The 23302-nt window shown below is 64.4% G+C and carries 30 protein-coding genes; 13 read left to right on the plus strand and 17 right to left on the minus strand.

From position 1 onward, the window contains the following. Positions 1–8: 8 nt before the first annotated feature. The 10 genes from VRS74_RS07955 to coxB all read right to left on the minus strand — a co-directional run bounded on the left by VRS74_RS07955 (position 9) and on the right by coxB (position 8684). Positions 9–902: a class I SAM-dependent methyltransferase gene (locus VRS74_RS07955; protein WP_354144710.1), complete on the minus strand. Its 894-nt coding sequence runs from the start codon at positions 900–902 to the stop codon at positions 9–11. Beyond that, positions 902–2302 (minus strand): threonine synthase, encoded by a 1401-nt coding sequence (gene thrC, locus VRS74_RS07960; RefSeq protein ID WP_354144711.1) that lies wholly within the window; start codon positions 2300–2302, stop codon positions 902–904. Before thrC ends, VRS74_RS07955 begins: the two co-directional genes overlap by 1 nt. A gap of 58 nt (positions 2303–2360) precedes the next feature. Beyond that, complete coding sequence (locus VRS74_RS07965) at positions 2361–2933, minus strand: SURF1 family cytochrome oxidase biogenesis protein (protein ID WP_354144712.1); 573 nt, start codon at positions 2931–2933, stop codon at positions 2361–2363. Continuing rightward, a complete protein-coding gene (locus VRS74_RS07970) occupies positions 2933–3364 on the minus strand; it encodes a DUF983 domain-containing protein (RefSeq protein ID WP_354144713.1) in 432 nt (143 codons plus the stop codon). Before VRS74_RS07970 ends, VRS74_RS07965 begins: the two co-directional genes overlap by 1 nt. Further along, positions 3364–4224 carry a cytochrome c oxidase subunit 3 gene (locus VRS74_RS07975; protein WP_354144714.1) on the minus strand — a complete coding sequence of 287 codons (861 nt, stop codon included), beginning with the start codon at positions 4222–4224 and terminating at the stop codon, positions 3364–3366. Before VRS74_RS07975 ends, VRS74_RS07970 begins: the two co-directional genes overlap by 1 nt. A 77-nt stretch (positions 4225–4301) precedes the next feature. Further along, a complete protein-coding gene (locus VRS74_RS07980) occupies positions 4302–4871 on the minus strand; it encodes a cytochrome c oxidase assembly protein (protein ID WP_354144715.1) in 570 nt (189 codons plus the stop codon). A 4-nt stretch (positions 4872–4875) separates the two neighbouring features. Then, complete coding sequence (locus VRS74_RS07985) at positions 4876–5001, minus strand: cytochrome c oxidase system small membrane protein (RefSeq protein ID WP_354144716.1); 126 nt, start codon at positions 4999–5001, stop codon at positions 4876–4878. Continuing rightward, positions 4998–5915: a heme o synthase gene (locus VRS74_RS07990; protein WP_354144717.1), complete on the minus strand. Its 918-nt coding sequence runs from the start codon at positions 5913–5915 to the stop codon at positions 4998–5000. Before VRS74_RS07990 ends, VRS74_RS07985 begins: the two co-directional genes overlap by 4 nt. A gap of 109 nt (positions 5916–6024) precedes the next feature. After that, positions 6025–7737, minus strand: a complete 1713-nt coding sequence (gene ctaD, locus VRS74_RS07995) for a cytochrome c oxidase subunit I (protein ID WP_354144718.1) — start codon at positions 7735–7737, stop codon at positions 6025–6027. A 32-nt stretch (positions 7738–7769) separates the two neighbouring features. Then, entirely contained in the window at positions 7770–8684 is a 915-nt protein-coding gene (gene coxB / locus VRS74_RS08000; RefSeq protein ID WP_354144719.1) for a cytochrome c oxidase subunit II, read from the minus strand. A gap of 259 nt (positions 8685–8943) precedes the next feature. Here coxB and pyrE point away from each other — a divergent pair, with 259 nt between their 5' ends. The 7 genes from pyrE to ruvX are packed head-to-tail and all read left to right on the plus strand — an operon-like array spanning position 8944 to position 13495. Beyond that, positions 8944–9522, plus strand: coding sequence for an orotate phosphoribosyltransferase (gene pyrE / locus VRS74_RS08005; protein WP_354144720.1), 579 nt, complete (start codon positions 8944–8946; stop codon positions 9520–9522). 1 nt (position 9523) lies between these two features. Next, on the plus strand, positions 9524–10279 hold the full coding sequence (locus tag VRS74_RS08010; protein WP_354144721.1) for a pyridoxine 5'-phosphate synthase: 756 nt from the start codon (positions 9524–9526) through the stop codon (positions 10277–10279). After that, a complete protein-coding gene (locus VRS74_RS08015; RefSeq protein WP_354144722.1) occupies positions 10276–10551 on the plus strand; it encodes a pyridoxal phosphate biosynthetic protein in 276 nt (91 codons plus the stop codon). The genes VRS74_RS08010 and VRS74_RS08015 overlap by 4 nt, the downstream gene beginning before the upstream one ends. After that, entirely contained in the window at positions 10548–10949 is a 402-nt protein-coding gene (gene acpS, locus VRS74_RS08020; RefSeq protein ID WP_354144723.1) for a holo-ACP synthase, read from the plus strand. Before VRS74_RS08015 ends, acpS begins: the two co-directional genes overlap by 4 nt. Continuing rightward, a complete protein-coding gene (lepB, locus tag VRS74_RS08025; RefSeq protein WP_435521390.1) occupies positions 10946–11878 on the plus strand; it encodes a signal peptidase I in 933 nt (310 codons plus the stop codon). Before acpS ends, lepB begins: the two co-directional genes overlap by 4 nt. A gap of 7 nt (positions 11879–11885) precedes the next feature. Beyond that, entirely contained in the window at positions 11886–13028 is a 1143-nt protein-coding gene (locus VRS74_RS08030; protein ID WP_354144725.1) for a DUF3089 domain-containing protein, read from the plus strand. 20 nt (positions 13029–13048) lie between these two features. Then, a complete protein-coding gene (gene ruvX / locus VRS74_RS08035) occupies positions 13049–13495 on the plus strand; it encodes a Holliday junction resolvase RuvX (RefSeq protein WP_435521391.1) in 447 nt (148 codons plus the stop codon). On the opposite strand, the gene VRS74_RS08040 is transcribed toward ruvX, so the two are convergent. From VRS74_RS08040 to VRS74_RS08055, 4 genes are read right to left on the minus strand one after another with little or no spacing between them, the layout of a single operon-like run. Then, positions 13492–13749, minus strand: coding sequence for a hypothetical protein (locus VRS74_RS08040; protein ID WP_354144727.1), 258 nt, complete (start codon positions 13747–13749; stop codon positions 13492–13494). The two genes, ruvX and VRS74_RS08040, sit on opposite strands and share 4 nt — an antisense overlap. A 45-nt stretch (positions 13750–13794) precedes the next feature. Continuing rightward, positions 13795–14394 carry a transposase gene (locus tag VRS74_RS08045; protein ID WP_354144728.1) on the minus strand — a complete coding sequence of 200 codons (600 nt, stop codon included), beginning with the start codon at positions 14392–14394 and terminating at the stop codon, positions 13795–13797. After that, positions 14382–15350 carry a hypothetical protein gene (locus VRS74_RS08050; protein WP_354144729.1) on the minus strand — a complete coding sequence of 323 codons (969 nt, stop codon included), beginning with the start codon at positions 15348–15350 and terminating at the stop codon, positions 14382–14384. The genes VRS74_RS08045 and VRS74_RS08050 overlap by 13 nt, the downstream gene beginning before the upstream one ends. A 13-nt stretch (positions 15351–15363) precedes the next feature. Further along, positions 15364–15510, minus strand: a complete 147-nt coding sequence (locus tag VRS74_RS08055; protein ID WP_354144730.1) for a hypothetical protein — start codon at positions 15508–15510, stop codon at positions 15364–15366. A 104-nt stretch (positions 15511–15614) separates the two neighbouring features. Here VRS74_RS08055 and VRS74_RS08060 point away from each other — a divergent pair, with 104 nt between their 5' ends. Continuing rightward, a complete protein-coding gene (locus VRS74_RS08060; RefSeq protein WP_354144731.1) occupies positions 15615–16073 on the plus strand; it encodes a PaaI family thioesterase in 459 nt (152 codons plus the stop codon). Then, positions 16057–16473, plus strand: coding sequence for a PaaI family thioesterase (locus VRS74_RS08065; protein ID WP_354144732.1), 417 nt, complete (start codon positions 16057–16059; stop codon positions 16471–16473). Before VRS74_RS08060 ends, VRS74_RS08065 begins: the two co-directional genes overlap by 17 nt. Here VRS74_RS08065 and VRS74_RS08070 read toward each other — a convergent pair. Together VRS74_RS08070 and cobS are read right to left on the minus strand one after the other, a co-directional pair. Continuing rightward, a complete protein-coding gene (locus VRS74_RS08070) occupies positions 16470–18653 on the minus strand; it encodes a transglycosylase domain-containing protein (RefSeq protein WP_354144733.1) in 2184 nt (727 codons plus the stop codon). The two genes, VRS74_RS08065 and VRS74_RS08070, sit on opposite strands and share 4 nt — an antisense overlap. Before the next feature lie 62 nt (positions 18654–18715). After that, entirely contained in the window at positions 18716–19708 is a 993-nt protein-coding gene (cobS, locus tag VRS74_RS08075; protein ID WP_354144734.1) for a cobaltochelatase subunit CobS, read from the minus strand. Between the two features lie 92 nt (positions 19709–19800). Here cobS and VRS74_RS08080 point away from each other — a divergent pair, with 92 nt between their 5' ends. After that, positions 19801–20646 carry an oxygenase MpaB family protein gene (locus VRS74_RS08080; RefSeq protein ID WP_354144735.1) on the plus strand — a complete coding sequence of 282 codons (846 nt, stop codon included), beginning with the start codon at positions 19801–19803 and terminating at the stop codon, positions 20644–20646. 16 nt (positions 20647–20662) lie between these two features. Here VRS74_RS08080 and VRS74_RS08085 read toward each other — a convergent pair whose 3' ends face one another. Beyond that, complete coding sequence (locus VRS74_RS08085) at positions 20663–21256, minus strand: J domain-containing protein (protein WP_354144736.1); 594 nt, start codon at positions 21254–21256, stop codon at positions 20663–20665. 52 nt (positions 21257–21308) lie between these two features. Between VRS74_RS08085 and VRS74_RS08090 the strand changes: the two genes are divergently transcribed. Genes VRS74_RS08090 through VRS74_RS08100 form a run of 3 tightly spaced genes read left to right on the plus strand, consistent with a single transcriptional unit; the run spans position 21309 to position 23302 of the window. Next, positions 21309–21581, plus strand: coding sequence for a BolA family protein (locus VRS74_RS08090; RefSeq protein WP_354144737.1), 273 nt, complete (start codon positions 21309–21311; stop codon positions 21579–21581). A gap of 1 nt (position 21582) precedes the next feature. Continuing rightward, positions 21583–22461 (plus strand): pirin family protein, encoded by an 879-nt coding sequence (locus tag VRS74_RS08095; protein WP_354144738.1) that lies wholly within the window; start codon positions 21583–21585, stop codon positions 22459–22461. 28 nt (positions 22462–22489) lie between these two features. Beyond that, positions 22490–23302: an SDR family NAD(P)-dependent oxidoreductase gene (locus tag VRS74_RS08100; RefSeq protein ID WP_354144739.1), complete on the plus strand. Its 813-nt coding sequence runs from the start codon at positions 22490–22492 to the stop codon at positions 23300–23302.

The following is a 23302-nucleotide window of genomic DNA, read 5'->3' on the forward strand; positions in this document are numbered from 1 at the left end:
CCCGCGCCTTAGCCTGAATTGCTCCAGCGTGCGAAAATCGCGGTCGGGAGCAAGCGGCCTCCCTCGCCGGTTTCCTGCACCGCCAGATCGCCATGTTCGACAACGCCAGGGAGGTGGCGGAACAATTCCTCCATCAGGCCGGCCAACGCGAGGCTGCTCATCCGCACGGCATAAACCGTGAGAAACAGGAAACGGCTGTCCTGATCCAGCAGCTTGCGGCAATCGGCCAGCAAGCCCGGCAAATTCTCCTCAAGCCGCCAGGTTTCGCCGTTTGGGCCGCGCCCGAACTTGGGCGGATCGAGGATGATCCCGTCATAGCGTTTCTCGCGCCGCACTTCGCGCGCGGCGAATTTGGCCGCATCGTCGACCAGCCAGCGGATCGGGCGATCCTCCATTCCGGAAATCGCGGCATTCTCGCGCGCCTGCGCCACGGACTTCTTCGAGGCATCGACATGCGTCACGCGGCCATGGCGGCTGAGCGCGAGCGAACCCACGCCGGTGTATCCGAACAAATTTAGCGTTTCGGCATCCTCCCGCCCTGCCAATTGCACACGCATCCATTCCCACACTGGCGCCATGTCCGGAAAGAACTGCAGGTGGCGGAAAGGCGTAGGCTGGGCGGTGAAACTGACTCCGTTCCAATTGACCTGCCAGCCCTCGCCCGGCAGCGACGGGTCAAGCTGCCAGCGCCCGCCGCCATCTTCGTCCGAACCGGGAATGAATTCACCCATCGCAGGCCAATCGGCCTCGCGCGGGGTCCACATCGCCTGCGGCTCAGGCCGGATGAAGCTGTAGGGGCCGAAGCTTTCGAGCTTTCGCCCGTGCCCGCTGTCGAGCAGGCGATAGCCGCCTTCCCAGCCCTCGCCCACCATCAGGATTGGATTGCGCTTGAGCTCAGCCATCAGGCCGCCGGGCTTGCATGCTGGCTGACGAAATCGCGCACGGCCTCATATTCGCCGGGCAGTTCCGTATAGGCTTCCTCGCGTGCGAACAGGTCGCCCACGCGAGAAGGGAGCGCGGGGCGGATGCCGGTGGCGCGCTCGACCGCTTCGGGGAACTTCGCAGGATGCGCGGTCGCCAGCGTCACCACAGGGATCGCACGGTCGATCTCGCTGGTCCGCGCGGCATGGAGCCCCACCGCCGTGTGCGGGTCGATCATCTCCCCTGCATGGTCATAGGCCCAGCGCAGCGCCTGCAGCACTTCTTCGCCATCGGCGCGCGCGCTTGTAAACAGGCCTGCCGCGCCTTCGCGCTGCGTATTGGTGAGCTGCATCGCCTTGCTCGCCTCGAACCCGCGCATCTGTTCGGCCAGAGCCTTCCCGTCGCGCCCACCGGCATCGAACAGCAGGCGCTCGAAGTTCGAGGAGATTTGGATGTCCATCGAAGGGGTGGCGGTGGGCGTCACAATGCCGGTGGAATAGTCGCCTTGCGACAGTGCGCGGTGAAGGATGTCGTTGACATTGGTCGCCACGATCAGCTGCGCCACGGGAAGCCCCATCTGCGCGGAGACATAGCCTGCAAAGACGTCTCCGAAATTGCCCGTAGGCACGCTGAAGGCCACCTGCCGGTGCGGCGCGCCGAGCTGCAGCGCGGCAGCAAAGTAATAGACGACCTGCGCCATCAGCCGCGCCCAGTTGATCGAGTTGACCGCGCCGATGTTGAACCGGCTGGTCATGCCCTGATCGCCGAACATGCGCTTCACCATCGCCTGCGCATCGTCGAAACTGCCTTCGATCGCGATGTTGTGAACGTTGGGAGCGCGCACCGTCGTCATCTGGCGGCGCTGGACCTCGCTCACCCGCCCCCTGGGGTGGAGCATGAAGATGTCGACCCCCTCGCGCCCCGCCACCGCATCGATCGCGGCCGAGCCGGTGTCTCCGCTGGTCGCGCCGATGATGGTGAGGTTCGATTTGCGGCGGCTGAGGAAGGTCTCGAACAACAGGCCGAGCAATTGCAGCGCCACGTCCTTGAAGGCGAGCGTGGGGCCATGGAACAGCTCGAGCAGCCACTGCTGCTCGTCGAGCTGGACCAGCGGAGTCACGGCATCGTGCGAGAAGCGGCCATAGGCCTGTTGGCACAGCGCGCGCAGTTCCTCTTCGGTAAGGCTGCCTTCCACAAAGGGCAGCATCACCCGCGTCGCGAGTTCAGCATAGGGCAGCCCCGCCATCGCCGCGATTTCGCCTTCCGAGAAGCGCGGCCAGTGACGCGGCAGGTACAGCCCCCCGTCGCTGGCAAGCCCTGCCAGCGTGGCTCCTTCGAAATCGAGCGCAGGCGCGCCACCCCGGGTCGAAATATAGTCCATCACTGGCGCGGTTAGACCGTGCCCGCGCGCAGGGCAAGCAAGCTGAACTTGGCCCGGCTCAAGCCTGCTGTTTGATCCGCTTGCGGATCGCGATCCAGTAAATCACCAGCGCGGTGAGCGCGAAGAAGAACCACTGCCCCGCATAGGCAAGGTGGTTGTTGGGCAAATCGCGCGGATCGGGCGCGGCGAGCGGTTGCAACCCCGCCTGCGGCGGCATCGCCACCAGGCGCGGCCCAGGGGCAATGATCCCTTCGACTTCGCCGCCCTGCCAATCGCCCTCGACCGGTTCACGCGTGAAGCCGAGCGCAATCTCGACCTCGGCGCCATTGGCCAAGCGACAGGTCGCAACCTGCGCCAGCCCTTTCTGGCCTTCGGACGAAGTCGCGGCCGTGGTTCGCCGCGAGAGCACTTCGACGCAGTCAACAAAGGCAAGGCGATAGAGGTTCTCGCTGGCTTCGGCTTCGTCGCGCGGCCAGTCGACCAGCGAGCCATCGGCCGAAACCGCTTCGTAATGCGCGATCAGCGCAGCCTTCTCGTCCGCGCGGCCCAATTGCCAGATGCCCAGCGCAACCATGGTCGCAACAGCAGCAAGGACGATGATCGTAGGTATGATCGGCAAGCGACGCAGCATCACAAATCACGGCCTTCCTTGTCTTGGCCTGCGCCTGCGCCACTTGAGGGCGTGACTGCCTCGCCAGCCTTGTTCCTGTATTCCGCTGCCAGCAGCGCGGCCTTCGAGACGCGCAAGCCGCCGAGCACTGCCGCGACCGTAAGGGGTATCCAGATCAGCGCATGCGCCCACAGCGGCGGGCTTGCCGCCACGTCGAGCCAGATCGCCAGCGCCACCATGATCGCTCCGATCACCAGCGTCAGGAAGCCTGCCGGCCCGTCACCCACGTTGAAGCGCGACAGATCGAGCCCGCACACGCGGCAATGATCGGCGAACTTCACCGTGCCGCTGAACAGCGAGCGGCTGCCGCAACGCGGGCACAAACCGAAAAGGGCAGCCTGGCGGATACCGGGCTGCCCCTTCGTTGCGTCTGGACCGTGGTCCGCCGACATCAGTGGACCGGAGCGCCCCAGCCACCCCACACGTAGACGACGACGAACAGGAACAGCCACACCACGTCGACGAAGTGCCAGTACCATGCTGCCGCTTCGAAGCCGAAGTGCTGGCGCGGCGTGAAGTGGCCGAGGTATGCACGGCGGAGGCAGACGATCAGGAAGATCGTGCCGACCAGCACGTGGAAGCCGTGGAAGCCGGTCGCCATGTAGAAGGCCGAGCTGTAATTGTTCTCGCCGAAGGCGAAGGGCGCGATGCCATATTCATAGGCCTGGATGCTGGTGAACAGCAGGCCCAGCGCGATGGTGGCCCACAGGCCCTTCTTCAGGCCTTCGCGATCGCCATGGATCAGCGCATGATGCGCCCAGGTAACGGTGGTGCCCGAGCACAGCAAAATCAGCGTGTTGAGCAGCGGAAGCTCGAAGGCATTGAGCACTTCGAGGCCCTTGGGCGGGAACTGCGCGATCAGTGCGGCGCCTTCCTGCCCGAAGAGATTGCTGGTTACGCCTTCGATCACTTCGATCTGCTTGGGAAACAAGGCAAAGTCGAAGAATGCCCAGAACCAGCCGACGAAGAACATCACTTCCGAAGCGATGAACAGGATCATGCCATAGCGCAGGTGAAGCTGCACCACCGGCGTGTGATCGCCCTGCTGCGCTTCCTTCACGACATTGCTGAACCAGCTGAAGAAGGTGGCGATGAGCCCGGCGATGCCGAGGCCCAGCACGATCGGCCAGCCCGACATTTCGTGCATGAACAGCACCATGCCGCTGGTGAAGGTCAACGCTGCGAAAGCGCCGATCAGCGGCCAGATATCGGGTTCGAGAATGTGATAATCGTGGGTCTTGGTACCGGCCATGACAATCGCGTCCTGTTGCTCTTTCTTGGGCCCTTACCGGCCCCCGCCAGCGGGGTCCAGAGGGTTGGTTTGACTTATCAGCTTGCGGGCTCGATCGCCCGGTGGAAAGTGTAGCTCAGGGTGATCTGTTCGACCCCCTTCATATTCTCGTCCTCCAGCGCGGCCGGGTCGACGAAATAGAGCACCGGCATGTGCACTTCCTCGCCCGGCTGAAGCGTCTGCTCGGTGAAGCAAAAGCACTGGATCTTGTTGAAATAGCGGCCCGCCTGTTCCGGCTCCACATTGAATGTGGCTGTGCCGGTGATCGGGACGTTCGAATTGTTCTTCGCAACATAGGTCGCCATGTCGCGCACGCCGATCTGTACCGTGTCAGTGCTCTGTGCCGGATGGAAGGTCCACGGCACGTCACGCGCGACCGAGGCATCGAAGCGTATCGAAATGGTCTTGCCGGCGGCCATGCCAAGCTGCTCGGCACGCTGGGCTTCGGCTTCGCTGGCGACCTGCGTGGTGCCGCCAAAGCCGGTCACGCGGCAGAACAGGTCGTAAAGCGGAACTGCGGCATAACCCAGGCCAAGCATCGCCAGCGCCCCCAGCATCGCATAGATGCCAGTGCGCACATTGCGTTGTTCAAGGGTGGCGGCGGTCACGGTCTCAGTCTCCCATCCGCACGATGGTGATGGCGTAGAACAGCACGACGAAGAACAGCAGTAGCCCGCCCAGAACCAGGTTGCGGCTCTTCTGGCGGCGGCGATATTCGGCTTCTTCTTCGGGCGTCATGCGAACCATCCTTGCTGGCGAGCCAGCGCATCGACCACCAAGGCCGCGAACAACGCGAAGAGGTAGAGGATGCTGTAAGCGAACAGGCGCTTTTCCGGCTTCATCGCGTCACCCTCGCCCGCTTCGCGGAAGGCGACGGGGACAGAGAGCGCGAGGAAGGCCAGCGACAGCGCCAGAGCGGTCACGCCGTACAGCGCGCCGGTGCCGCCGATGAACCAGGGCGCACCCGCGATGGGCACGAGCAGGATCGAATAGGCGAGGATCTGGCGGCGCGTTGCACGCTCGCCCGCCACCACCGGCATCATCGGGATGCCGACCTTGGCGTAATCGGACTTCACGAACAGCGCGAGCGCCCAGAAGTGCGGCGGCGTCCAGAAGAAGATGATCGCGAACAGCAGCAGCGGCATGGCAGTGATATCGCCCGTCACTGCGACCCAGCCAATCATCGGCGGGAAAGCACCCGCTCCGCCGCCGATCACGATGTTCTGCGGCGTGCGCGGCTTGAGCCACATAGTGTAGACCACCGCGTAATAGACAATCGCGACAGCGAGGATGCTCGCGGCGAGCCAGCCCACTGCCACACCCATCAACGCGACCGAAGCGACCGACAGCGCAATGCCAAAATCGCGCGCGTCGACGGGGTGCATGCGCCCTGCCGGCAGCGGCCGGTTGGCGGTGCGCTTCATCCCGGCGTCGATTTCGGCTTCCCACCACTGGTTGAGAACGGCCGATCCGCCCGCGCCGAGCGCGATGCACAGGATCGCCGTGAAACCGATCACCGGGTGGATGTGACCCGGCGCCGCCAGCAAACCGCACAGGCCGGTGAAGATCACCAGTCGCATCACGCCCGGCTTGGTCAGCGCGAAGAAATCGCGCCAATCGGCCGGCATGCGGGTTGCGGTGGTGGCATTCATCGCTTGCGTGTCTCGTTCAATCCGAGCGCTGGGCTCTTAAGTGGGAGGGCGCACCTTGCGGCACGCCCCCCGTTTCCTGTGCGTGCCCCCCGAAGGGGAGACCGCTCCGTCAGGCCTGGGCCGGACGGTGATCGTGGTAATCGTGATGGTCTTCGATCACCGGCAGCGTTTCGAACTGGTGGAACGGCGGCGGGCTCGAAAGCGTCCACTCAAGCGTCGTCGCGCCTTCGCCCCACGGATTGTCCGCGGCCTTCTTGCCGGCCAGGAAGGCGTAAGCAAGGTTGATGAAGAAGATCACCATCGAGCCGGCCATGATGTAATAGCCGAGCGAGCTGATGTGGTTCCAATAGGCGTAGGCTTCGGTGAAGTCCGGATAGCGGCGCGGCATGCCCTGCATCCCGAGGAAGTGCTGCGGGAAGAAGATCACGTTCACGCCGATGAAGAAGCCCCAGAAGTGCAGGTGCGCCAGCAGTTCCGAATGCATCCGGCCGCTCATCTTCGGGAACCAGTAATAGAACCCGGCGAAGAGCGAGAACACCGCACCCATCGACAGCACGTAGTGGAAGTGCGCCACCACGTAATAGGTGTCGTGGAGGTTGTCGTCGATGCCGCCATTGGCGAGCACGACGCCGGTCACGCCGCCAACGGTGAACAGGAAGATGAAGCCCAGCGCCCAGACCATGGGCGACTTGAACTCGAGGCTGCCGCCCCACATCGTCGCCACCCAGCTGAAGATCTTCACGCCGGTCGGGACCGCGATCACCATGGTTGCGGCGGTGAAGTACATCTTCGTGTTCACGTCGAGGCCGACGGTATACATGTGGTGGGCCCACACGATGAAGCCGACGACGCCGATCGCGACCATGGCGTAAGCCATGCCGAGATAGCCGAACACCGGCTTGCGGCTGAAGGTCGCCACGATCTGGCTGACCATGCCGAAGCCCGGCAGGATCATGATGTAGACCTCGGGGTGGCCGAAGAACCAGAAAAGGTGCTGGTACAGGATCGGGTCACCGCCACCGGCAGGATCGAAGAAGGTCGTGCCGAAGTTGCGGTCGGTCAGCAGCATTGTGATCGCAGCGGCGAGCACCGGCAGCGCCAGCAACAGCAGGAAGGCAGTGACCAGCACCGACCACACGAACAGCGGCATCTTGTGCAGGGTCATGCCCGGCGCGCGCATGTTGAAGATGGTGGTGATGAAATTGGTCGCGCCCAGGATTGAGCCTGCGCCCGCGAGGTGCAGCGAGAAGATCGCGAAGTCGACCGCAGGGCCTTGCGAGCCGGTGGTCGAGAGCGGTGCATAGACGGTCCAGCCCACGCCTGCGCCGAGGCCCGTGCCGCCGGGCACGAACATCGAGAAAAGCAAGCTGAAGAAGCCCGCTACAGTGAGCCAGAACGAGATGTTGTTCATGCGCGGGAAGGCCATGTCCGGCGCGCCGATCATCAGCGGTACGAACCAGTTGCCGAAGCCGCCGATCATCGCCGGCATGACCATGAAGAACACCATGATCAGGCCGTGCGCTGTGATGAACACATTCCACATGTGGTAGTTCGCGTCCATCGACGAACCGTCGCCGCCGAGGAGGTTGACCCACCAGCCAAGGTACTGGATCCCGTGCTCGGCCAGTTCGAGGCGCATGATGCCCGAAATGCCGCCACCGATGATCCCCGCGATGATCGCGAAGATCAGGTAGAGCGTGCCGATATCCTTGTGGTTGGTCGACATGAACCAGCGGGCGAAGAAGCCCGGCTTGTGATCGTGTGCGTGATCACCGTGGTGCCCATGAGCCGGGCTGTCGAAACCTTCTGCGGTAGTGGCCATCGTTCAGATACTCTCTGGCTTAATCAGTTCAATCAGGCAGCGGGCGCTTCGGCAGCGGCTTCTTCAGCCGGAGCTTCTGCAGCCGCTTCGTCACCGGCGACAGTGCCGCCCTGCTCGCGCACCCAGGCTTCCCACTGGTCGCGCGGCAGCGCTTCAACCGCAATCGGCATGAAGCCGTGGCGGGCGCCGCACAGTTCGGAGCACTGGCCGTAATAGACGCCCGGCTCCTTGATGATCAGCATCTTCTCGTTCAGGCGACCCGGCACAGCGTCAAGCTTGTACCAGAGGCTCGGCACGGCGAACGAATGGATCACGTCGGCTGCGGTGGTCTGGATGCGCAGCGGCGTGTTGGCCGGCACAACCATGCGGTTGTCGACTGCGAGCTGGTAGGGCTCGCCGCGCGCAACAGCATCTTCCGCCGTCAGCATGTTCGAGATCACTTCGAACCCGCCATTGTCGGGATAGGTATAGCCCCAGTACCACTGGTAGCCGGTGACCTTCACCGTCACGGCATCTTCCGGAGGCGATTCGTATTGCTGCGCCAGCAGCTTGATCGAAGGCACTGCGATCACCAGCAGGATGATCACCGGCACAACGGTCCAGATCACTTCGATCAGCGTGTTGTGCGTCGTCTTCGAAGGCGTGGGATTGGCCTTGCGATTGTAGCGCACGACCACCCACAGCAGCAGCGCGAGCACCAGCAGGCTGATGATCGTGATGATCGGCAGCAGGATCGCATCATGCATCCACAGGGCATAGTCGCCATTGGGCGAATACTGGTCCTGGAAGGACAGGTGGCCGTCAACCGGCATGCCCTTGCCCGGAGTCGGCGCCATCGGCGTGTAGCCAGGCGCAGCCTCGGTGGCGGTTGCTTCGGCCGCAGCCGCATCGTCCTGCGCCAGCGCAACGCGCGGCGCGAGCGCCAGCAGCACGACAATCGCAAGCATGGAAATCAAGAGATAGGCGCGGCGGCCCGTTTGACGCAAAATCATCTGTCTGACGCTTTCCGCTTCGTACGTGTCCTGTAACCCCCACGGTTTAAAGCGATAAACCGCGACAGCCAACCCAATCGCCCCGGCGTTCTGTGCCGGGATTGCACGGCCCTATAGGCGCGCTTGCCCACTGCCTCAAGCGCTTCTAGGGAGAAAATTATGCAAGGCCGGATGATCCCGGTGCAATCATCGAAAGATAGTGGATAACTCACGCATGACCGAAGACGAAGTGCTGTCCGAATTTCGCGCCTGCGGCGCATTGCTTGAGGGGCATTTCAAGCTCTCCTCGGGCCGGCACAGCGCGCATTACCTGCAATGCGCCCGCGTGCTGATGAACCCGGAACGCGCGGGTCGGCTGGCGCTGGCGCTGGCGCAAAAGCTGCCGCGCGAGATTCGCAGCAAGATCGATGTGGTGGTCTCTCCCGCCATGGGCGGCCTTATCATCGGCCACGAAATGGGCCGCGCGCTGGGCAAGGACGCGATGTTCCTCGAGCGGCCGGACGGCGTGTTCCACCTCCGTCGCGGATTCGCGCTGGCGCCCGGCGCCAAGGTGCTGATGGTGGAAGACGTGGTCACCACGGGCCTTTCCAGCCGCGAAGCGATCGATGCGGTCGGTGCGGAAGGCGGCGAAGTGATCGCCGAAGTCTCGCTGGTTGACCGTTCGGGCGGCGAAGCGGATCTGGGCGTGCCTTTCTTCCCGCTCGTGGCGCTCAACTTCCCGACTTATGCCGAAGACGAAGTGCCCGCCGAACTGGCCGCGGTCCCCGTCACCAAGCCGGGCAGCCGGAGCTGACGTGACCAGCGTCCTCAAGCCAGCGAAGCTGCGGCTCGGCGTGAACATCGATCACGTCGCAACGATCCGCAATGCGCGCGGGGGCGACCATCCCGATCCGGTGCGCGCGGCCGAAATCGTCGCCAGCGTTGGCGGCGACGGCATCACGGCGCATCTGCGCGAAGACCGGCGACACATCCGCGACGAGGATCTCGCCCGCATCCAGGCGGCGACCAACCTGCCGCTCAACCTTGAAATGGCAGCGACCGAGGAAATGCTGGCGATCGCCCTGCGCCACAAACCGCACGCCGCCTGCATCGTCCCCGAAAAGCGCGAGGAACGCACGACCGAAGGCGGGCTCGACGCAGCCGGGCTGCATAACCAGCTGGTGCCGATCGTCGACCGGCTCAAGGATGCGGGCATCCGCGTCAGCCTGTTCATCGAGGCAAGCGAGCGCCAGCTCGACGCCGCGCTGCGGCTCGGCGCGCCGGTGGTGGAATTCCACACCGGCGAATATGCCCATGCCCATCTCGACGGCGATAGCGAAAAGACCGCGCGCGAATTGAAGCGCATTGCCGACATGGCCGCACTTGCCGCCAAGAACGGGATCGAGCCGCATGCCGGCCACGGACTGACCTACGAGAATGTCCAGCCGATCGCAGCGATCCCGCAGCTCGCCGAACTCAACATCGGCCACTACCTTATCGGCGAAGCGGTGTTCGTCGGCCTTGAGAACGCTGTGCGCCGGATGCGCGAACTGATGGACGCAGCGCGATGAGCGGCACCGCCGCACCCAGCCGCGCACAGAATCTCTGGGCGCTGGCGGCTGTCATCCCTTTCCTGCTCAGCATCGCCCTGCTTGGCTATGCCTTCAGTAATCAGGTGCTGGTGATGTTCGCGGGCGGCTGGCTGGCACTCCAGATGTTCGGCTATTCCGCCACGCTCAAGATGGCGAAGGGCGACACGGCGCATTATCTGGTCAAGGCACAGGTACTGCTGAACTGGACGGTCCTGGCGCTGTTCGTGGCAATGCTGGCGGGGATTGCATGATTATCGGCCTCGGATCGGACCTCTGCAATATCGAGCGGATCGCCAATTCGCTCGAGCGTTTCGGCGACCGTTTCGAGCAGCGCGTTTTCACCGAGATCGAGATCGCAAAGGCGCGCCGCCGCCCCTTCACCATTGCCGGTACCTATGCCAAGCGCTTTGCCGCCAAAGAGGCTTTCAGCAAGGCGGTGGGCACCGGCTTCCGCCGCGGCGTGTTCATGAAGGACATCGGCGTGGTCAATGCCCCCTCGGGCGCGCCCACTCTGGCGCTGACCGGAGGCGCGGCAATTCGGCTTGCGGAATTGACGCCGCATGGCCATGAGGCGCTCATTCATCTTACCCTCACCGACGATCATCCATGGGCGCAGGCCTACGTCATCATCGAAGCACGCCCCCTATGACATCGCAGACCAACCCAGAAACAGCGAAACCAGCCACAGTGAACACGATCGACAAGGACAAGGCCGTGAAGGCCGACAAGGACCATAAGGAAAAGGTCAACTGGATCGCCGAGATCCGCGGCCTTGCGCTGATGCTGCTGGCCGTGCTGGCGTTCCACAGCCTGGTGGCCAAGCCGTTCTACATCCCCTCCACTTCGATGATGCCGACGCTCTATGTCGGCGACCGTTTGGTGGTGAGCAAATATCCCTATGGCTGGAGCTGGGCCTCAGCCAGCTTCCACCTGCTGCCGCGCGGCAGCTGGCGCATCTTTGGCAGCACCCCTGAGTATGGCGATATCGTGATCCCTGTGCACCCGGTGCGCGACGAGGACTATATCAAGCGCGTCGTCGCCTTGCCGGGAGACCGGATCGCGGTGCGCGACGGGCGCATCATCCTCAACGGCGTGCCGGTGAAGCGTGAAGTCGTTCCCCCGCTGCACATCCCGTTCGAACCCGAACTGCTGTGCGAAGGCGCGCCCTGCCTCAGCGCATTCACCAATTACCTGGTGCGCGACGCCAACGGTAAGCAATATTTCGAAGTCCCCGCCTATCGCGAAACGCTGCCCAATGGCGCGACCTATCTCGTGATCGACCATCTCGAAGACCAGCCGCTCGACAATTTCGACGAAATCACTGTGCCGCAGGACCATGTGTTCGTTATGGGCGACAATCGCGATCATTCGGCCGACAGCCGCGAACTCTACAGCCCGCGCGGGCTGATGGGCCCGGTGCCGCTCGAGAATATCGGCGGCCGTGCGGAATTCATCACTTTCTCGCTCGACGGGTCGACCACCTGGAACCCGATCAGCTGGTTCGAGAGCCTGCGCGGCGATCGCGCATGGACTACGCTGCGCCCAGCCAGGGCCGAGCAAGGCGCGACCAGCGAGTAGGCCAATCATGGCGAAGAAATTCCTCTACTTCGTCGCAGCGGTCATCGTGCTCGTGATCGCTGTGCTGGTGGTGCTGCGCATCTGGGCGCAGGAACTGACCGCGCTGGCGCTGGTCCCTTCGGCCGAATTTGCCGAGCAGGCTCCGCTGGCTGAAAACGCCTATGCCGATCCGGCAATGTGGTATTCGCATCCGGGCCTGGCGACTGACAAGGACCCGGCGCGGTGGCAGCCGGCCTATGCGGGCGAACGCACCAGCCTGCCCACCCCAGCGGATACCGCCCCGCCCCGTTTCGCGGTCTTCTTCATCCATCCGACGAGCTATCTCGATCGTTCGCACTGGAACGCCCCCTTGGGCAATAAGGACGCCGAAGATCTCGTGCGCGTTTACCTGCGCGGGATGGCGAGCCCGTTCAACCACGCCAGCGCGATCTGGGCGCCGCGCTATCGGCAGGCGACGATGGGGGCCTTCCTGACCGACAGGCCGGAAGGCCAGCAGGCACTCGACGCGGCCTATCGCGATGTCGAACAGGGTTTCGCGGCCTTCCTCGCCGCGACCGATGCCGAAACGCCGATCGTGCTGGCAGGGCACAGCCAGGGCGCGCTCCATCTTATGCGGCTGCTGCGCGATCAGGTTGCGGGCAAGCCGCTCGCGGCGCGGGTTGCAGCAGCCTATGCCGTGGGCTGGCCAGTTTCCGTAACGCATGATTTGCCCGCGATGGGCCTGCCCGCCTGCACTGCAAGCGGCCAACCGGGCTGCGTGATGAGCTGGTCGAGCTTTGCCGAGCCCGCCGATCCGGCCCCGGTGCTCGAATCCTATGCCAAGTCGACCGGTTTCGACGGAGTGAAGCGCGGCGACAGCCCGATTCTCTGCACCAACCCGCTCACCGGCGGCGCGGAAGCCACCGCTCCGGCAAGCCTCAACCTTGGCACGCTCAAGCCGGATGGTGAGCTGAGCAGGGGCGAGCTTGTGGTGGGCGCAGTGCCTGCCCGCTGCGACATGCGCGGGCTGCTACTGATCGGCGATCCACCCGAAATGGGCCGCTATGTCCTGCCGGGCAATAATTACCACGTCTATGACATCCCGCTGTTCTGGGCGAATTTGCAGGCCGATGTCCTGCAGCGAGTGAACGCGTGGACGGCAGCTCGCTGATCACCGACAGCGCGCTCGACATGCGCGAGGCGCTGCCCGGCGGCGGCGCGTTGCTGGGGCTCGACCTCGGCACCAAGACCATCGGGATCGCCACTTGCGATGCAGGCTGGCGTTTCGCCACCGCAGGCAAGACGCTGCCGCGCGGCAAATTCGGGCGCGACCGCGAAGCGCTGGCCGCGCTTATCAAGGAGCGTGGCATCGGCGGGATCGTGATCGGCCTGCCGCGCAATATGGACGGCAGCGAGGGCCCGCGCGCGCAGAGCGCCCGCGCCTATGCCCGCAACCTTTCGGAAGCCTTCGCCCTGCCGGTGCTACTGTGGGACGAGCGCTGGTCCACCCAAAGCGCCGAAGCGGCGATGATCGGGCAGGACATGAGCCGCGCCAAGCGGGCCAAGCGGATCGACAGCCACGCCGCCGCCGTGATCCTGCAAGGTGCGATCGACGCGCTGGCAGGCAACGCCTTCTAGCCGGACGCCAGCTCCGCGCGCCGCGCCCGCGCAGCTCCCGCCAGCATCCGGCTGCCTGAGAGCTCCGCCGCTCGCCACACCTCGTCGCGCTGAGAGGAATCTTCGAGCAGCAAGGCACGCGCTTCGAAGCTCGCCAGCCGCAAGCGGTCGCTCGGATGGCTGCGGCCGAATGCCTCCGCCAAATCCTGCGCTTCTTCCAAACCGGTCGCCACCGCCACGCGCAGGAACACCTCGGTCGAATTGGGGCTGAGCACGCGCGTTACCGCGCCCTGTTCGAGATCGAAGCCGTACTGGTCGAATCAGTGCTGCGCCGGGTCGACATGCATCACATTGAGCGAGACCGACAGGCTCTCGGGCGGGATCTGGCTGTGGATGTCCTCATGCGCGCGGTAAAGCATCAGCTTGCCGGGTTCGAGCGTCCCGCGCTCGACGAACCGCAGCGCCGCGCGCTCGCCCGCATATCCCGCCACGCTGGCATAATCGTATTCGTAATAATCGCTGCGATAGCCCGGCCCGAGGTAGCCGCTGGTCAGGAACGAGAAGTTGTGATCGTGCGGCACGCCATAGACGAAGGTCTGCGCCCCGCTCGCCCGGAAGCAGTGATCGCTTGGCGATGGCCAGATATTGGCGCGCAGGAACATGCCATTGCGCAAGGGGCTGAGCACGATCGCTTGCGGGCCATATCCGCTGTCGATCATCCCGCCCCGATGCTCGCCCTTGAGCTCTGCGATCAGCCTGTCGCCGATGAAGCTGCGGTTGTTGGTCAGCCTGCGGAGCCAAAGCGCGGCGGTGGCAAGGCTCTCTTCGTAAGCGGGATCGAAGCCGATCGAGGCGATCGCTTCCTCGCACTCGCCGAGTTCGCAGGCCACATCGCTTGCGCTTTCGATCAGGCGGGGCATGGCGCTTCTCTGTCCGCGAGTTGCGGATGGGCAGCGAGCAATTGCGCATGCAATCGCCGGGCGGGCTCGGCCAACGGATCGCCCGCTTCACTGGCGATCCTTTCGAGCCGCCGCATGCCTCTCCCGGAATCGAGCGCCAGCGTGTGGCGCAGGGCTTCCCAGCGCAAATGATCCGGGCCCGATTGGGCCATCTCCGCGATTGCGCCTGCCGCGTCGCGGCGCTCCATTGCGCCCAGCACAGCCATCGCCATCTCGCATTGGCTGGCGCGCTTGTCGCCGCTCGATTGCATCGGAAGCTCTCCCGAGGGGATCGCATATTCGCGCGTCAGGCCGGGCCGGTCTGGCACTCGCGTCAGTTGCAGGATGACCATTTGCCCCGCGACTTGCCCGATTTGCCGCGCAGCATGGCCGCCGATTATCGCCAGCCGCGAACCCGCGCGCAAAGCGCGTCTCTCGCTTTCGATGCGAACCCGCGCCCCGTGCCCGCCACGCACTTGGTGGATACTCGCGCCGCCCGATCCCGCCAGCACCAGTTCGTGCAGTTCGCGGTCGCTGAACACCGCGCTGCGAGGGGGAGTGAAGTCCGCCTTCTCTTCATAGACCGCCAGCGAGAGCGCGGCCCCGCCCTCGCTTGCCAATTGCATGGTGGCAAAACCCTGGCCGTAGTGATGTCGCAACGGCACTTGCGCCAGCGGTTCATGGCGCAAGGGGCCAAGGAAATCCCGGCACCACTGCGCAACCAAAGCCTCGGCATGTTCGAACGAACCCAGCAATTCGTTCAATCGCGCAAGCGAGTCGAGTTCAGCGCCCGCCGCATAACACTTCAAGTCCGCCAGCACTTGCGCCACTTGCGGCCTCGCCCGCCATCGCGCCTGCGCCGCGTCCATCGCGTCGCGCAGCCGAGCCTGCTTTGCCTTATCGCTACGCAGCGCCGCAATCTCGGGCCGGACGTGCATCAGCGAAGCAGCTTCAGACAGGCACACTTTCGTAGATGTAGACCATCACCGCCACGACCGTGTCGTCATAGCTCACTGCCGATTGGGCCACGCTGCCGAACACGCCGGTGGCGGTTTCGAGGCCGGGGATCGCGGCCAGGTCGATTTTCGGGAAGTCCATCGCTTTGCTCCGTTTGCTTGCGTCGGAGACCGTTGGCGCGAGTGCGCCGTATGCTGAAATTAAATCATTGTAATCCAGCAACCGGCACCGCACAGAAACGGGCAATGACTCCGCCCCTTCCTCCCTTCGACCCCGAAAAGGCCGCGCCCTTTTTCTTCCGGCACGGCCATCCGGGCTGGCTAGGCCTGCGCTATTGCGACCATGGCGACGACTGGGTGGAACTGGAGCTGCCCTGGCGCGAGGACTTGCTGGGCGAGGAAGATCGCCACGTGCTCGCCTCGGGCCCGATTATCAGCCTGCTCGACATGGCATCGGGCATGAGCATCTGGACCGCGCGCAAGGTGTTCACACCGGTCGCGACGCTCGACCTGCGGGTCGATTACCAGCGCCCCGCGCGCGAGCGCAGCGCCGTGAAGGGCCGCGTCGAATGCTATCGCGTGACCCGTTCGGCGGCCTTCGTTCGCGGCATCGCGCATGATGGCGACGCGAGCGACCCGGTCGCGACCATGGCGGGCGTATTCATGACAATCGCAAGGGATCCGCGCAGTGACCGACCGGCCTGAGAGCGAGCGGCCCCTCACCGCCTATGCCCGCTCGCTGGGCATCCATGTAGATGGCGAAGAGGACGGCACACCCGTGCTGGCGGTGGAGTTCAGCAGCGTGATCGAAGGGCGCCCCGGCGCTTTCCATGGCGGGGCGACCAGCGGACTGCTTGAAACCGCCGGCTATGCCGCGCTGCGGGCCCGGCTGGAGCAGGACGGGCGCGATCCGCAGCTCAAGCCGATCAACATCACCGTCCAGTTCCTGAGCGCGGGCAAGCAGAAGCGCACCTATGCAAAGGGCCGCATCACCCGGCTCGGGCGGCGCAACGCCAATGTCTCGGTCGAAGCATGGCAGGACGACCGCAACCGGCCAATCGCAACCGCGATCATGAACATCTTGATGGCGGACCGGAAAACCTAGCGCTGGGGCTGGTCGACGCGAAGCCCGTCTTCGCCCAGCCGGAATTCGACCGGTACGCCTTCGATCTCGGTCACGACCGTCACTCCGCCTTGCTCGATCGACAGCGTCGATCCGTTCGCGTCGAGCGGGATCTCGTCGATATTGTCGATGTCGAGCGGACGGATCGGGCCTTCAGGATCGGGCCGCTCGACCGGTTCGGCGGCAGCGGTTCCGGCGAGCGCTGAACGCATGAAATCGCGCCAGATGCGCGCCGGCAGGCCGCCACCGGAGATGCCGTTGAGCGGCGAATTGTCGTCCTTGCCGATCCACACGCCCACCACCAGATCGCCCGCATAGCCGACGAACAGCGCATCGCGGTGGTCCTGCGTCGTCCCGGTCTTGCCGAAATTGGGGCCGGTCAGCATCGCCGCCTTGCCGGTGCCGCGATTGATCGCTGAACGCAGAAGGCGCTCCATCCCTTCATGCGTCCGGTCGGAGAAATGCGACTGGCCGTCGAACAGCCAATCGAACCAGCCCTGCTCCTCGCGCGGGAAAGCATGCGGTTCGACCGGATAGGCATCTGCCGCAATCGCGGCGTATGCGCTGGTCAATTCGAGCAGGGTCATGGTCGAAGTGCCCAGCGCAAGGCTGGGATCGCCTGCCGGAAGGTCGGAAGTCACCCCCAGGTCGCGCGCGGTCGCGATGACCCGTCGGCTGCCGATTTGATTGAACAGGCGCACTGCGGCGACATTGCTCGAGGTCGCGAAAGCTTCCTCAAGCGTGAGCGAAGGCGAATAGCGTTCGCGCGCATTCTTCGGGCGATACGATCCGCTTTCGATGGCGGTATTGTCGATCCGGTCGCTCGGCTTCATGCCCGATTGCAGGGCAGCGAGATAGACGAACAGCTTGAACGTCGAACCCGGCTGGCGGCGAGCCTGCGTGGCGCGGTTGAAGGGCGAGTTGCGATAATCCTTGCCGCCCACCATCGCCACCACTTCACCACTGGGGCGCATCGCCACCAGCGCCACCTGCGCATCCCCCAGCGGCGCGCGCGACACCACGCGGCTCGCAATCCCCTGTAGCCGCGCATCAAGCGTGGTGGTCAGCGTCTGCTTGGCATAGCCGCTTTCGCTGTCCTGCCGGGCCAGCGGCAGCGCCCAGTCGGCGAAATAGGTGCCGGTCGGCAAGGTGTTGCGATTCCGCACGTCGAGCCGCGGCGGGCGCAGCGCAGCTGCGCGCTCCGGCGTGATGTATCCTTCCTCGGCCATCGCGCCCAGCACCAGCTTCATTCGCTCTGCGGCAAGGTCGTAATTGCGGGTGGGCGCGAGCCGCGACGGGGCCTTGAGCAGGCCTGCCAGCATCGCCGCCTGTTCGGGGCGCAGGTTCTCCGGCTGGCGGTAGAAATAATGCAGGCTGGCAGCGCGCAGCCCGTACTGGTTGTCGCCGAAATAGGCGTTGGAGAGATAGCGCGAGAGTATCTCATCCTTGGTCAGCCAGGACTCCAGCCAGAAGGCGATCAAGGCTTCGCGCGCCTTGCGGGTCAGCGTCTGTTCCGGAGTAAGGAAAGTGAACTTGGCCAGCTGCTGGGTGATGGTGCTGCCTCCACCCACTCCGGTCCATGCGGCACGGGCGATGCCACGTGGATCGATGCCCCAATGGCTGTAGAAACGCCGGTCCTCGATCGCGAGGAACGCCCCGACGACATGATCGGGCAGCTTGCTCACCTCGACCGGCGCGTCGACCGAGGCCCCGCTGCGCGCGATCGGCGTGCCATCCGATGCCAGCAAGGTGATTTGCGGCGGCGCAACCGGTTCGAGCGACTTGCTCAACGGGGCGGTAACCGCCAGCCATACGACAAGCGCAATGAACACCGCGAGCAGTCCCGCGACGATCCGCACCGCCCACCAGCGCTTGCGGCGCCCACGCCAATGGGCGGGCTGCCACCAGCCGACCTGCGGCCGATCTTCCTCGAAATTGCGAAGCGCATCATCCCGCTTGCGCCGCCACAGCCGCCAACGCCGCCTGGACTTGGGCTTGCGGCGCGGCTCATCATCCGGATCCCAGTCGAAGCGCTCGTCGAAATCGTCGAGCGCGCTGCCGTAAGGGTCCTGGAGCGCGTAGAAGCCCGCTTCGGGGCGGTCATCCTCGTAGCGTGAGCGAAGGGTCTTGGTTCGACGAGGGGATCGAAGCCAGGAAAACATCACACTGTGTTACCGAATTAATACAGCGAAGGCGAGCGGAAATTTCGCTCGCACCTCGCCGATCAGACCTTCTTCGCCGCGCTTTCGGGCAGGTCTTCGTTGAACACGCGCTGGTAATACTCGCTCACCAGCGTGCGCTCCGCCTCGTCGCACTTGTTGAGGAAGCTCAGGCGGAAAGCGAAGCCGATCGATTTGAAGATCTCGGCGTTCTGGGCCCAGGTCAACACCGTACGCGGGCTCATCACGGTCGAGATATCGCCGTTCATGAAGCCCTGGCGGGTGAGATCGGCCACCTTGACCATGTTGGCGATGGTCTTGTCGTCTGTGTCGGGGCTCTTGGTCTTGACGATCGCCTGCTCCGTCTCGGCGGGAAGGTAGTTGAGCGCGACCACGATGTTCCAACGGTCCATCTGCGCCTGGTTGATCGCCTGCGTGCCGTGATAGAGGCCGCTGGTGTCGCCAAGGCCCACCGTGTTGGTGGTGGCGAACAGGCGGAAGAACTTGTTGGGCGTGATCACCTTGTTCTGGTCGAGCAAGGTAAGCCGACCTTCGGTTTCGAGCACGCGCTGGATCACGAACATCACGTCCGGCCGGCCGGCGTCATATTCGTCGAAGGTCAACGCCACGGCGTGCTGCAGCGCCCATGGCAGGATGCCTTCCTTGAATTCGGTAACCTGCAAGCCGTCGCGCAGCACGATCGCGTCGCGGCCGACGAGGTCGATGCGGCTGATATGCGCATCGAGGTTGACGCGTACGCTGGGCCATTTGAGGCGCGCGGCGACCTGTTCGATATGGGTCGACTTGCCGGTGCCGTGATAGCCCTGCACCATCACGCGGCGGTTGTAGGCAAAGCCCGCCAGGATCGCGAGCGTGGTGTCCGGATCGAACACGTAGTTCTTGTCGAGATCGGGCACGCGCTCGTCGGCCAGGCTGAAGGCGGGGACCTGCCAGTCGATATCGATACCGAACGTGTCGCGCACGTCGATCGTGGTGTCAGGCTCGGGGAAGAGCGTCTTGCCCGAGCCGTCGTATTCGGTTTGCATCAAGCTTGCCATGGTGAGCGAACGCCTAGACCGGCACACGCAAGGCTGCAAGCACCCAGCCGCCAACATTTTCATTAGGGCTGTGCACGCTATATTGTCGCATCATGCCTTCGCCCGATCCAATCGAGAAACTTCGCCAGCGGTTGGTTGAGCGTGTGCGCGGCGTGTTCAACGACACCGCCAGTGGTCAGGAACCGGTGCCGATCTCGGACGAGGCGCTGTTCGAACGCGATTCGCCGATCCGCATGGTTCATGCCGATATCGTTGGGATGATGGTGGGCGGCATTCGCGCACTGCTGCTGCAAATGCTCCACCCCGAGGCGCTGCAGGGCGTTCTCGACCATTCGAATTTCCGCGAGGACATGCACGGGCGCCTGCGCCGCACCGCGCGCTTCATCGCGGTGACGACTTTCGGCCACAGAGACGATGCGCAAAAGGCGATCGAACGGGTCAACCGCATCCATGCGAAGGTCACCGGCGCTCTGCCAGACGGTTCGCTCTATTCCGCCACCAATCCGCGCACGCTGGCTTGGGTGCATGTCACCGAAGCGAGCAGCTTCCTCGCTGGATACAAGCGTCATGTGCACCCCTACATGCCCGGCCACCAGCAAGACGAATACTACCGCCAGTTCGCGCTGGTCGCGCGTGCGCTCGGCGCCGATCCGGTGCCTGAGAGCCGCAACGATGCCGAAGAGCTGTTCCGCGAGATGCGCGCCGACCTGCGCACCTCCGCCGAGGCGCGCGAAGTGGCGCAACTGGTGCTGACTCAGCGCTCGCCGGGCACTCCGCCGGGACTGCAGGCATTGCTGGGTGCCGATGCGGTCGAAATGTTGCCCGCCTTTGCCCGCCCGATGCTGGGGCTCAACCGCCCGGGAATAGGCGCCCTGCCTGCCCGTGCGGCGACATGGGGCATGGGCAAAACGCTGCGCTGGGCGTTCCGGCAGAAGTGAGTAGCGTTTCCAGTGCTCAGGCGAACACCCTGCTTTTCCGAAGCAATTGATAGGCTTCGACCACGCTGTTGAGGCGGCTTTCGAACTTGCGGTCACCGCCATTGCGATCGGGGTGATAGCGCCGCACCAGTTCCGAATAGCGCTGGCGCAGCCGCTTGCGGTCGGTGTCGAGCCCCAGCCCCATGGTGTCGAGCGCGCGCGCCTCTTCCCGGCTGAAGCGCCCGTCCATGGCCATTTGCGCTTCGCGCTGGGTGCGGCTTTTGATCCCATTGGCCCGCGCGCTGATCGCATCGAGCGGATCATCGTAATCGGCCCAGCGCGGCATGCCGTCGACGCCTGCAGTCGGGCGGAAACTCGGGCTTTCGGTGCGCCATCCGCTGGCAGGCGATTGCGCATCGAGGATTTCCTCCGCGCTCATGCCTTCGAACCAGTCGTAGTCCGAATTGAATTCGCGCACATGCTCCAGGCAAAACCAGCGATATTCGCCGGGTCCGTCGAAACCGCTGGGGCGATAGCCGGGCGCGCGGAACTCGCCCGCTTCCCTGCAGGCCGGATGTTCGCACACCCGCCCGCTGTCTTCATACCGCCCATGGAACCTTGATTGCGTCACTCGCATTAGGATGGGCATGGACAGATCGAAAAGGAACCCCCAAATTCACCCGATGAGCATACCGGTAGCACAGGAAATCGAAAACTTGCTGCGCGCGGCCTTTGCGCCCACGCAGCTCGACGTAATCAACGATAGCGCGAAGCATCATGGCCATTCGGGCGATGACGGCAGCGGCGAATCCCATTTCACTGTGATGATCGAAAGCGCGGCCTTCGCGGGCGTGTCGCGGCTGCAGCGCCAGCGCATGGTCAATGCCGCGCTGGGCGACATCCCGGGCCATCGTGTGCATGCCATGGCGATAAGGGCTTCTGCTCCTGGAGAGTGACATGATCGAGCAAATCATCACGCCAACCACGCATGACCTCGGGCAATTCGAGGTCTGGCGCGTTTTGCCGAAGCGTGAGCGGACGATGGTTGGCCCCTTCATTTTCGTCGACGAATTCGGCCCCGGCCAGCTCGATATCGGCAAGGGCATGGACGTGCGCCCGCACCCGCATATCAATTTGGCGACTGTCACCTGGCTGTTTGAAGGCGCGATCGACCACCGCGACAGCCTGGGCAGCTTCTCCACCATCCGCCCCGGCCAGGTGAATCTGATGACTGCAGGCAGCGGCATCGTCCATTCGGAACGCAGCCCTGCCGAGGAACGCGCGGGCGGGCCGAAACTCTACGGCATGCAGACCTGGCTGGCGCTGCCCGACGGGCGCGAGGAGATCGACCCGGCGTTCGAGGCAGTCAAAGACCTGCCCATCGTCGAAGACCAATGCGCCAAGGCTGTGGTCATCATGGGCGAGCTTTGGGGCAAGCGTGCGCCAACCACCACCTATGCCGACACGATCTATGCCGAGATCGTGCTCGCGCCGTCAGGTTCGCTGCCGATCGAGATCAGCGCCGACGAACGCGCAGTGATGCTGGTGGGCGGCGAAGCCTCGGTCGACGGGCAGGCGCTCGGGCTTTACGAATTGTCCGTGCTTGCCCCCGGCCGCAACATGACCCTTTCGAGCGAACGCGGCGGGCGGATCATGCTGCTTGGCGGAGAGGCTTTCACCACTCCGCGCCATGCATGGTGGAACTTCGTGAGCTCCAGCCGCGACCGCATCCGGCAGGCCCGCGAGGACTGGGATGTCGGGCGATTCCCAAAAGTGCCGGGTGACGAGGACGAGTGGATCCCGATACCTGCGCAACCACTGACGCGCAGCGACTGAAAATCCGCCATAAGGGAGAGCGAGCAGCATGGATTTCAACGGCAAGGTAGTGTGGATCACGGGCGCATCCTCAGGGGTCGGCGCGGCACTGGCGCGCGAATGGGCGAGCCGCGGCGCGCGTCTGGCGCTGTCGGGACGCGACGAGGCGCGCCTTGCGGAAGTGGCCAGGGATTGCGGCGAAACGCTGCTGCTCCCCTTTGACGTACGCGACGATGCGGCGCTGGCCGAGGCGACCGCGAAGGCCCTGGCATGGAAAGGCCATGTCGATGTCGCAGTCGCTAATGCGGGCGTGTCGCAACGCAGCCCGGCGCTCAAGACCGACATGAGCGTCTATCGCGAGATCATCGACATAGACCTGACAGCGCAGATCGCCTTCACGCAGGGGTTGATCGCCCACATGGCCGAGCGCGGATCGGGCGCGTTGCTGTTCATTTCCTCGATCGCGGGCAAGGTCGGCGTTCCGATGCGCACCGCCTATTGCGCGGCCAAGTTCGGGCTGGCGGGATATGCCGATGCCTTGCGTGCTGAACTGAGCCAGAAGGGCGTGAGCGTTCATGTGATTTTCCCCGGCTCGATCGCTACCGATGTCAGCCGCAACGCGCTGACTGCCGACGGCACCAAGCGCGGGCGAAGCGACAAGGCCATTGAGGAAGGCATCGCCCCCGCAGACGCCGCGAAGACTATGGTGGATGCGGTGGCAGGCGGCGAGCGCGAAATCATCGTCGCCGAAGGCATGGAAAAGGCGATGGGCGAGATGCGCCGCACTCCCGACCAGCTGTTCGACCAGATCGCCGCCATGGTCGCAGCGGGCTATATCGAGAGAATGGAAGCCGAGGGGTGA

The organism is Altererythrobacter litoralis (assembly GCF_036324225.1).
Classification (GTDB): domain Bacteria; phylum Pseudomonadota; class Alphaproteobacteria; order Sphingomonadales; family Sphingomonadaceae; genus Erythrobacter; species Erythrobacter litoralis_A.

Coding starts and splice junctions, on each gene's coding strand:
- VRS74_RS07955 (WP_354144710.1), bottom strand. CDS start 902: ATGGCTGAGCTCAAGCGCAATCCAATCCTGATGGTGGGCGAGGGCTGG.
- thrC (WP_354144711.1), bottom strand. CDS start 2,302: ATGGACTATATTTCGACCCGGGGTGGCGCGCCTGCGCTCGATTTCGAA.
- VRS74_RS07965 (WP_354144712.1), bottom strand. CDS start 2,933: ATGCTGCGTCGCTTGCCGATCATACCTACGATCATCGTCCTTGCTGCT.
- VRS74_RS07970 (WP_354144713.1), bottom strand. CDS start 3,364: ATGTCGGCGGACCACGGTCCAGACGCAACGAAGGGGCAGCCCGGTATC.
- VRS74_RS07975 (WP_354144714.1), bottom strand. CDS start 4,224: ATGGCCGGTACCAAGACCCACGATTATCACATTCTCGAACCCGATATC.
- VRS74_RS07985 (WP_354144716.1), bottom strand. CDS start 5,001: ATGACGCCCGAAGAAGAAGCCGAATATCGCCGCCGCCAGAAGAGCCGC.
- VRS74_RS07990 (WP_354144717.1), bottom strand. CDS start 5,915: ATGAATGCCACCACCGCAACCCGCATGCCGGCCGATTGGCGCGATTTC.
- ctaD (WP_354144718.1), bottom strand. CDS start 7,737: ATGGCCACTACCGCAGAAGGTTTCGACAGCCCGGCTCATGGGCACCAC.
- coxB (WP_354144719.1), bottom strand. CDS start 8,684: ATGCTTGCGATTGTCGTGCTGCTGGCGCTCGCGCCGCGCGTTGCGCTG.
- pyrE (WP_354144720.1), top strand. CDS start 8,944: ATGACCGAAGACGAAGTGCTGTCCGAATTTCGCGCCTGCGGCGCATTG.
- VRS74_RS08015 (WP_354144722.1), top strand. CDS start 10,276: ATGAGCGGCACCGCCGCACCCAGCCGCGCACAGAATCTCTGGGCGCTG.
- acpS (WP_354144723.1), top strand. CDS start 10,548: ATGATTATCGGCCTCGGATCGGACCTCTGCAATATCGAGCGGATCGCC.
- lepB (WP_435521390.1), top strand. CDS start 10,946: ATGACATCGCAGACCAACCCAGAAACAGCGAAACCAGCCACAGTGAAC.
- VRS74_RS08030 (WP_354144725.1), top strand. CDS start 11,886: ATGGCGAAGAAATTCCTCTACTTCGTCGCAGCGGTCATCGTGCTCGTG.
- ruvX (WP_435521391.1), top strand. CDS start 13,049: ATGCGCGAGGCGCTGCCCGGCGGCGGCGCGTTGCTGGGGCTCGACCTC.
- VRS74_RS08045 (WP_354144728.1), bottom strand. CDS start 14,394: ATGCCCCGCCTGATCGAAAGCGCAAGCGATGTGGCCTGCGAACTCGGC.
- VRS74_RS08050 (WP_354144729.1), bottom strand. CDS start 15,350: ATGCACGTCCGGCCCGAGATTGCGGCGCTGCGTAGCGATAAGGCAAAG.
- VRS74_RS08055 (WP_354144730.1), bottom strand. CDS start 15,510: ATGGACTTCCCGAAAATCGACCTGGCCGCGATCCCCGGCCTCGAAACC.
- VRS74_RS08060 (WP_354144731.1), top strand. CDS start 15,615: ATGACTCCGCCCCTTCCTCCCTTCGACCCCGAAAAGGCCGCGCCCTTT.
- VRS74_RS08070 (WP_354144733.1), bottom strand. CDS start 18,653: ATGTTTTCCTGGCTTCGATCCCCTCGTCGAACCAAGACCCTTCGCTCA.
- cobS (WP_354144734.1), bottom strand. CDS start 19,708: ATGGCAAGCTTGATGCAAACCGAATACGACGGCTCGGGCAAGACGCTC.
- VRS74_RS08080 (WP_354144735.1), top strand. CDS start 19,801: ATGCCTTCGCCCGATCCAATCGAGAAACTTCGCCAGCGGTTGGTTGAG.
- VRS74_RS08090 (WP_354144737.1), top strand. CDS start 21,309: ATGAGCATACCGGTAGCACAGGAAATCGAAAACTTGCTGCGCGCGGCC.
- VRS74_RS08095 (WP_354144738.1), top strand. CDS start 21,583: ATGATCGAGCAAATCATCACGCCAACCACGCATGACCTCGGGCAATTC.
- VRS74_RS08100 (WP_354144739.1), top strand. CDS start 22,490: ATGGATTTCAACGGCAAGGTAGTGTGGATCACGGGCGCATCCTCAGGG.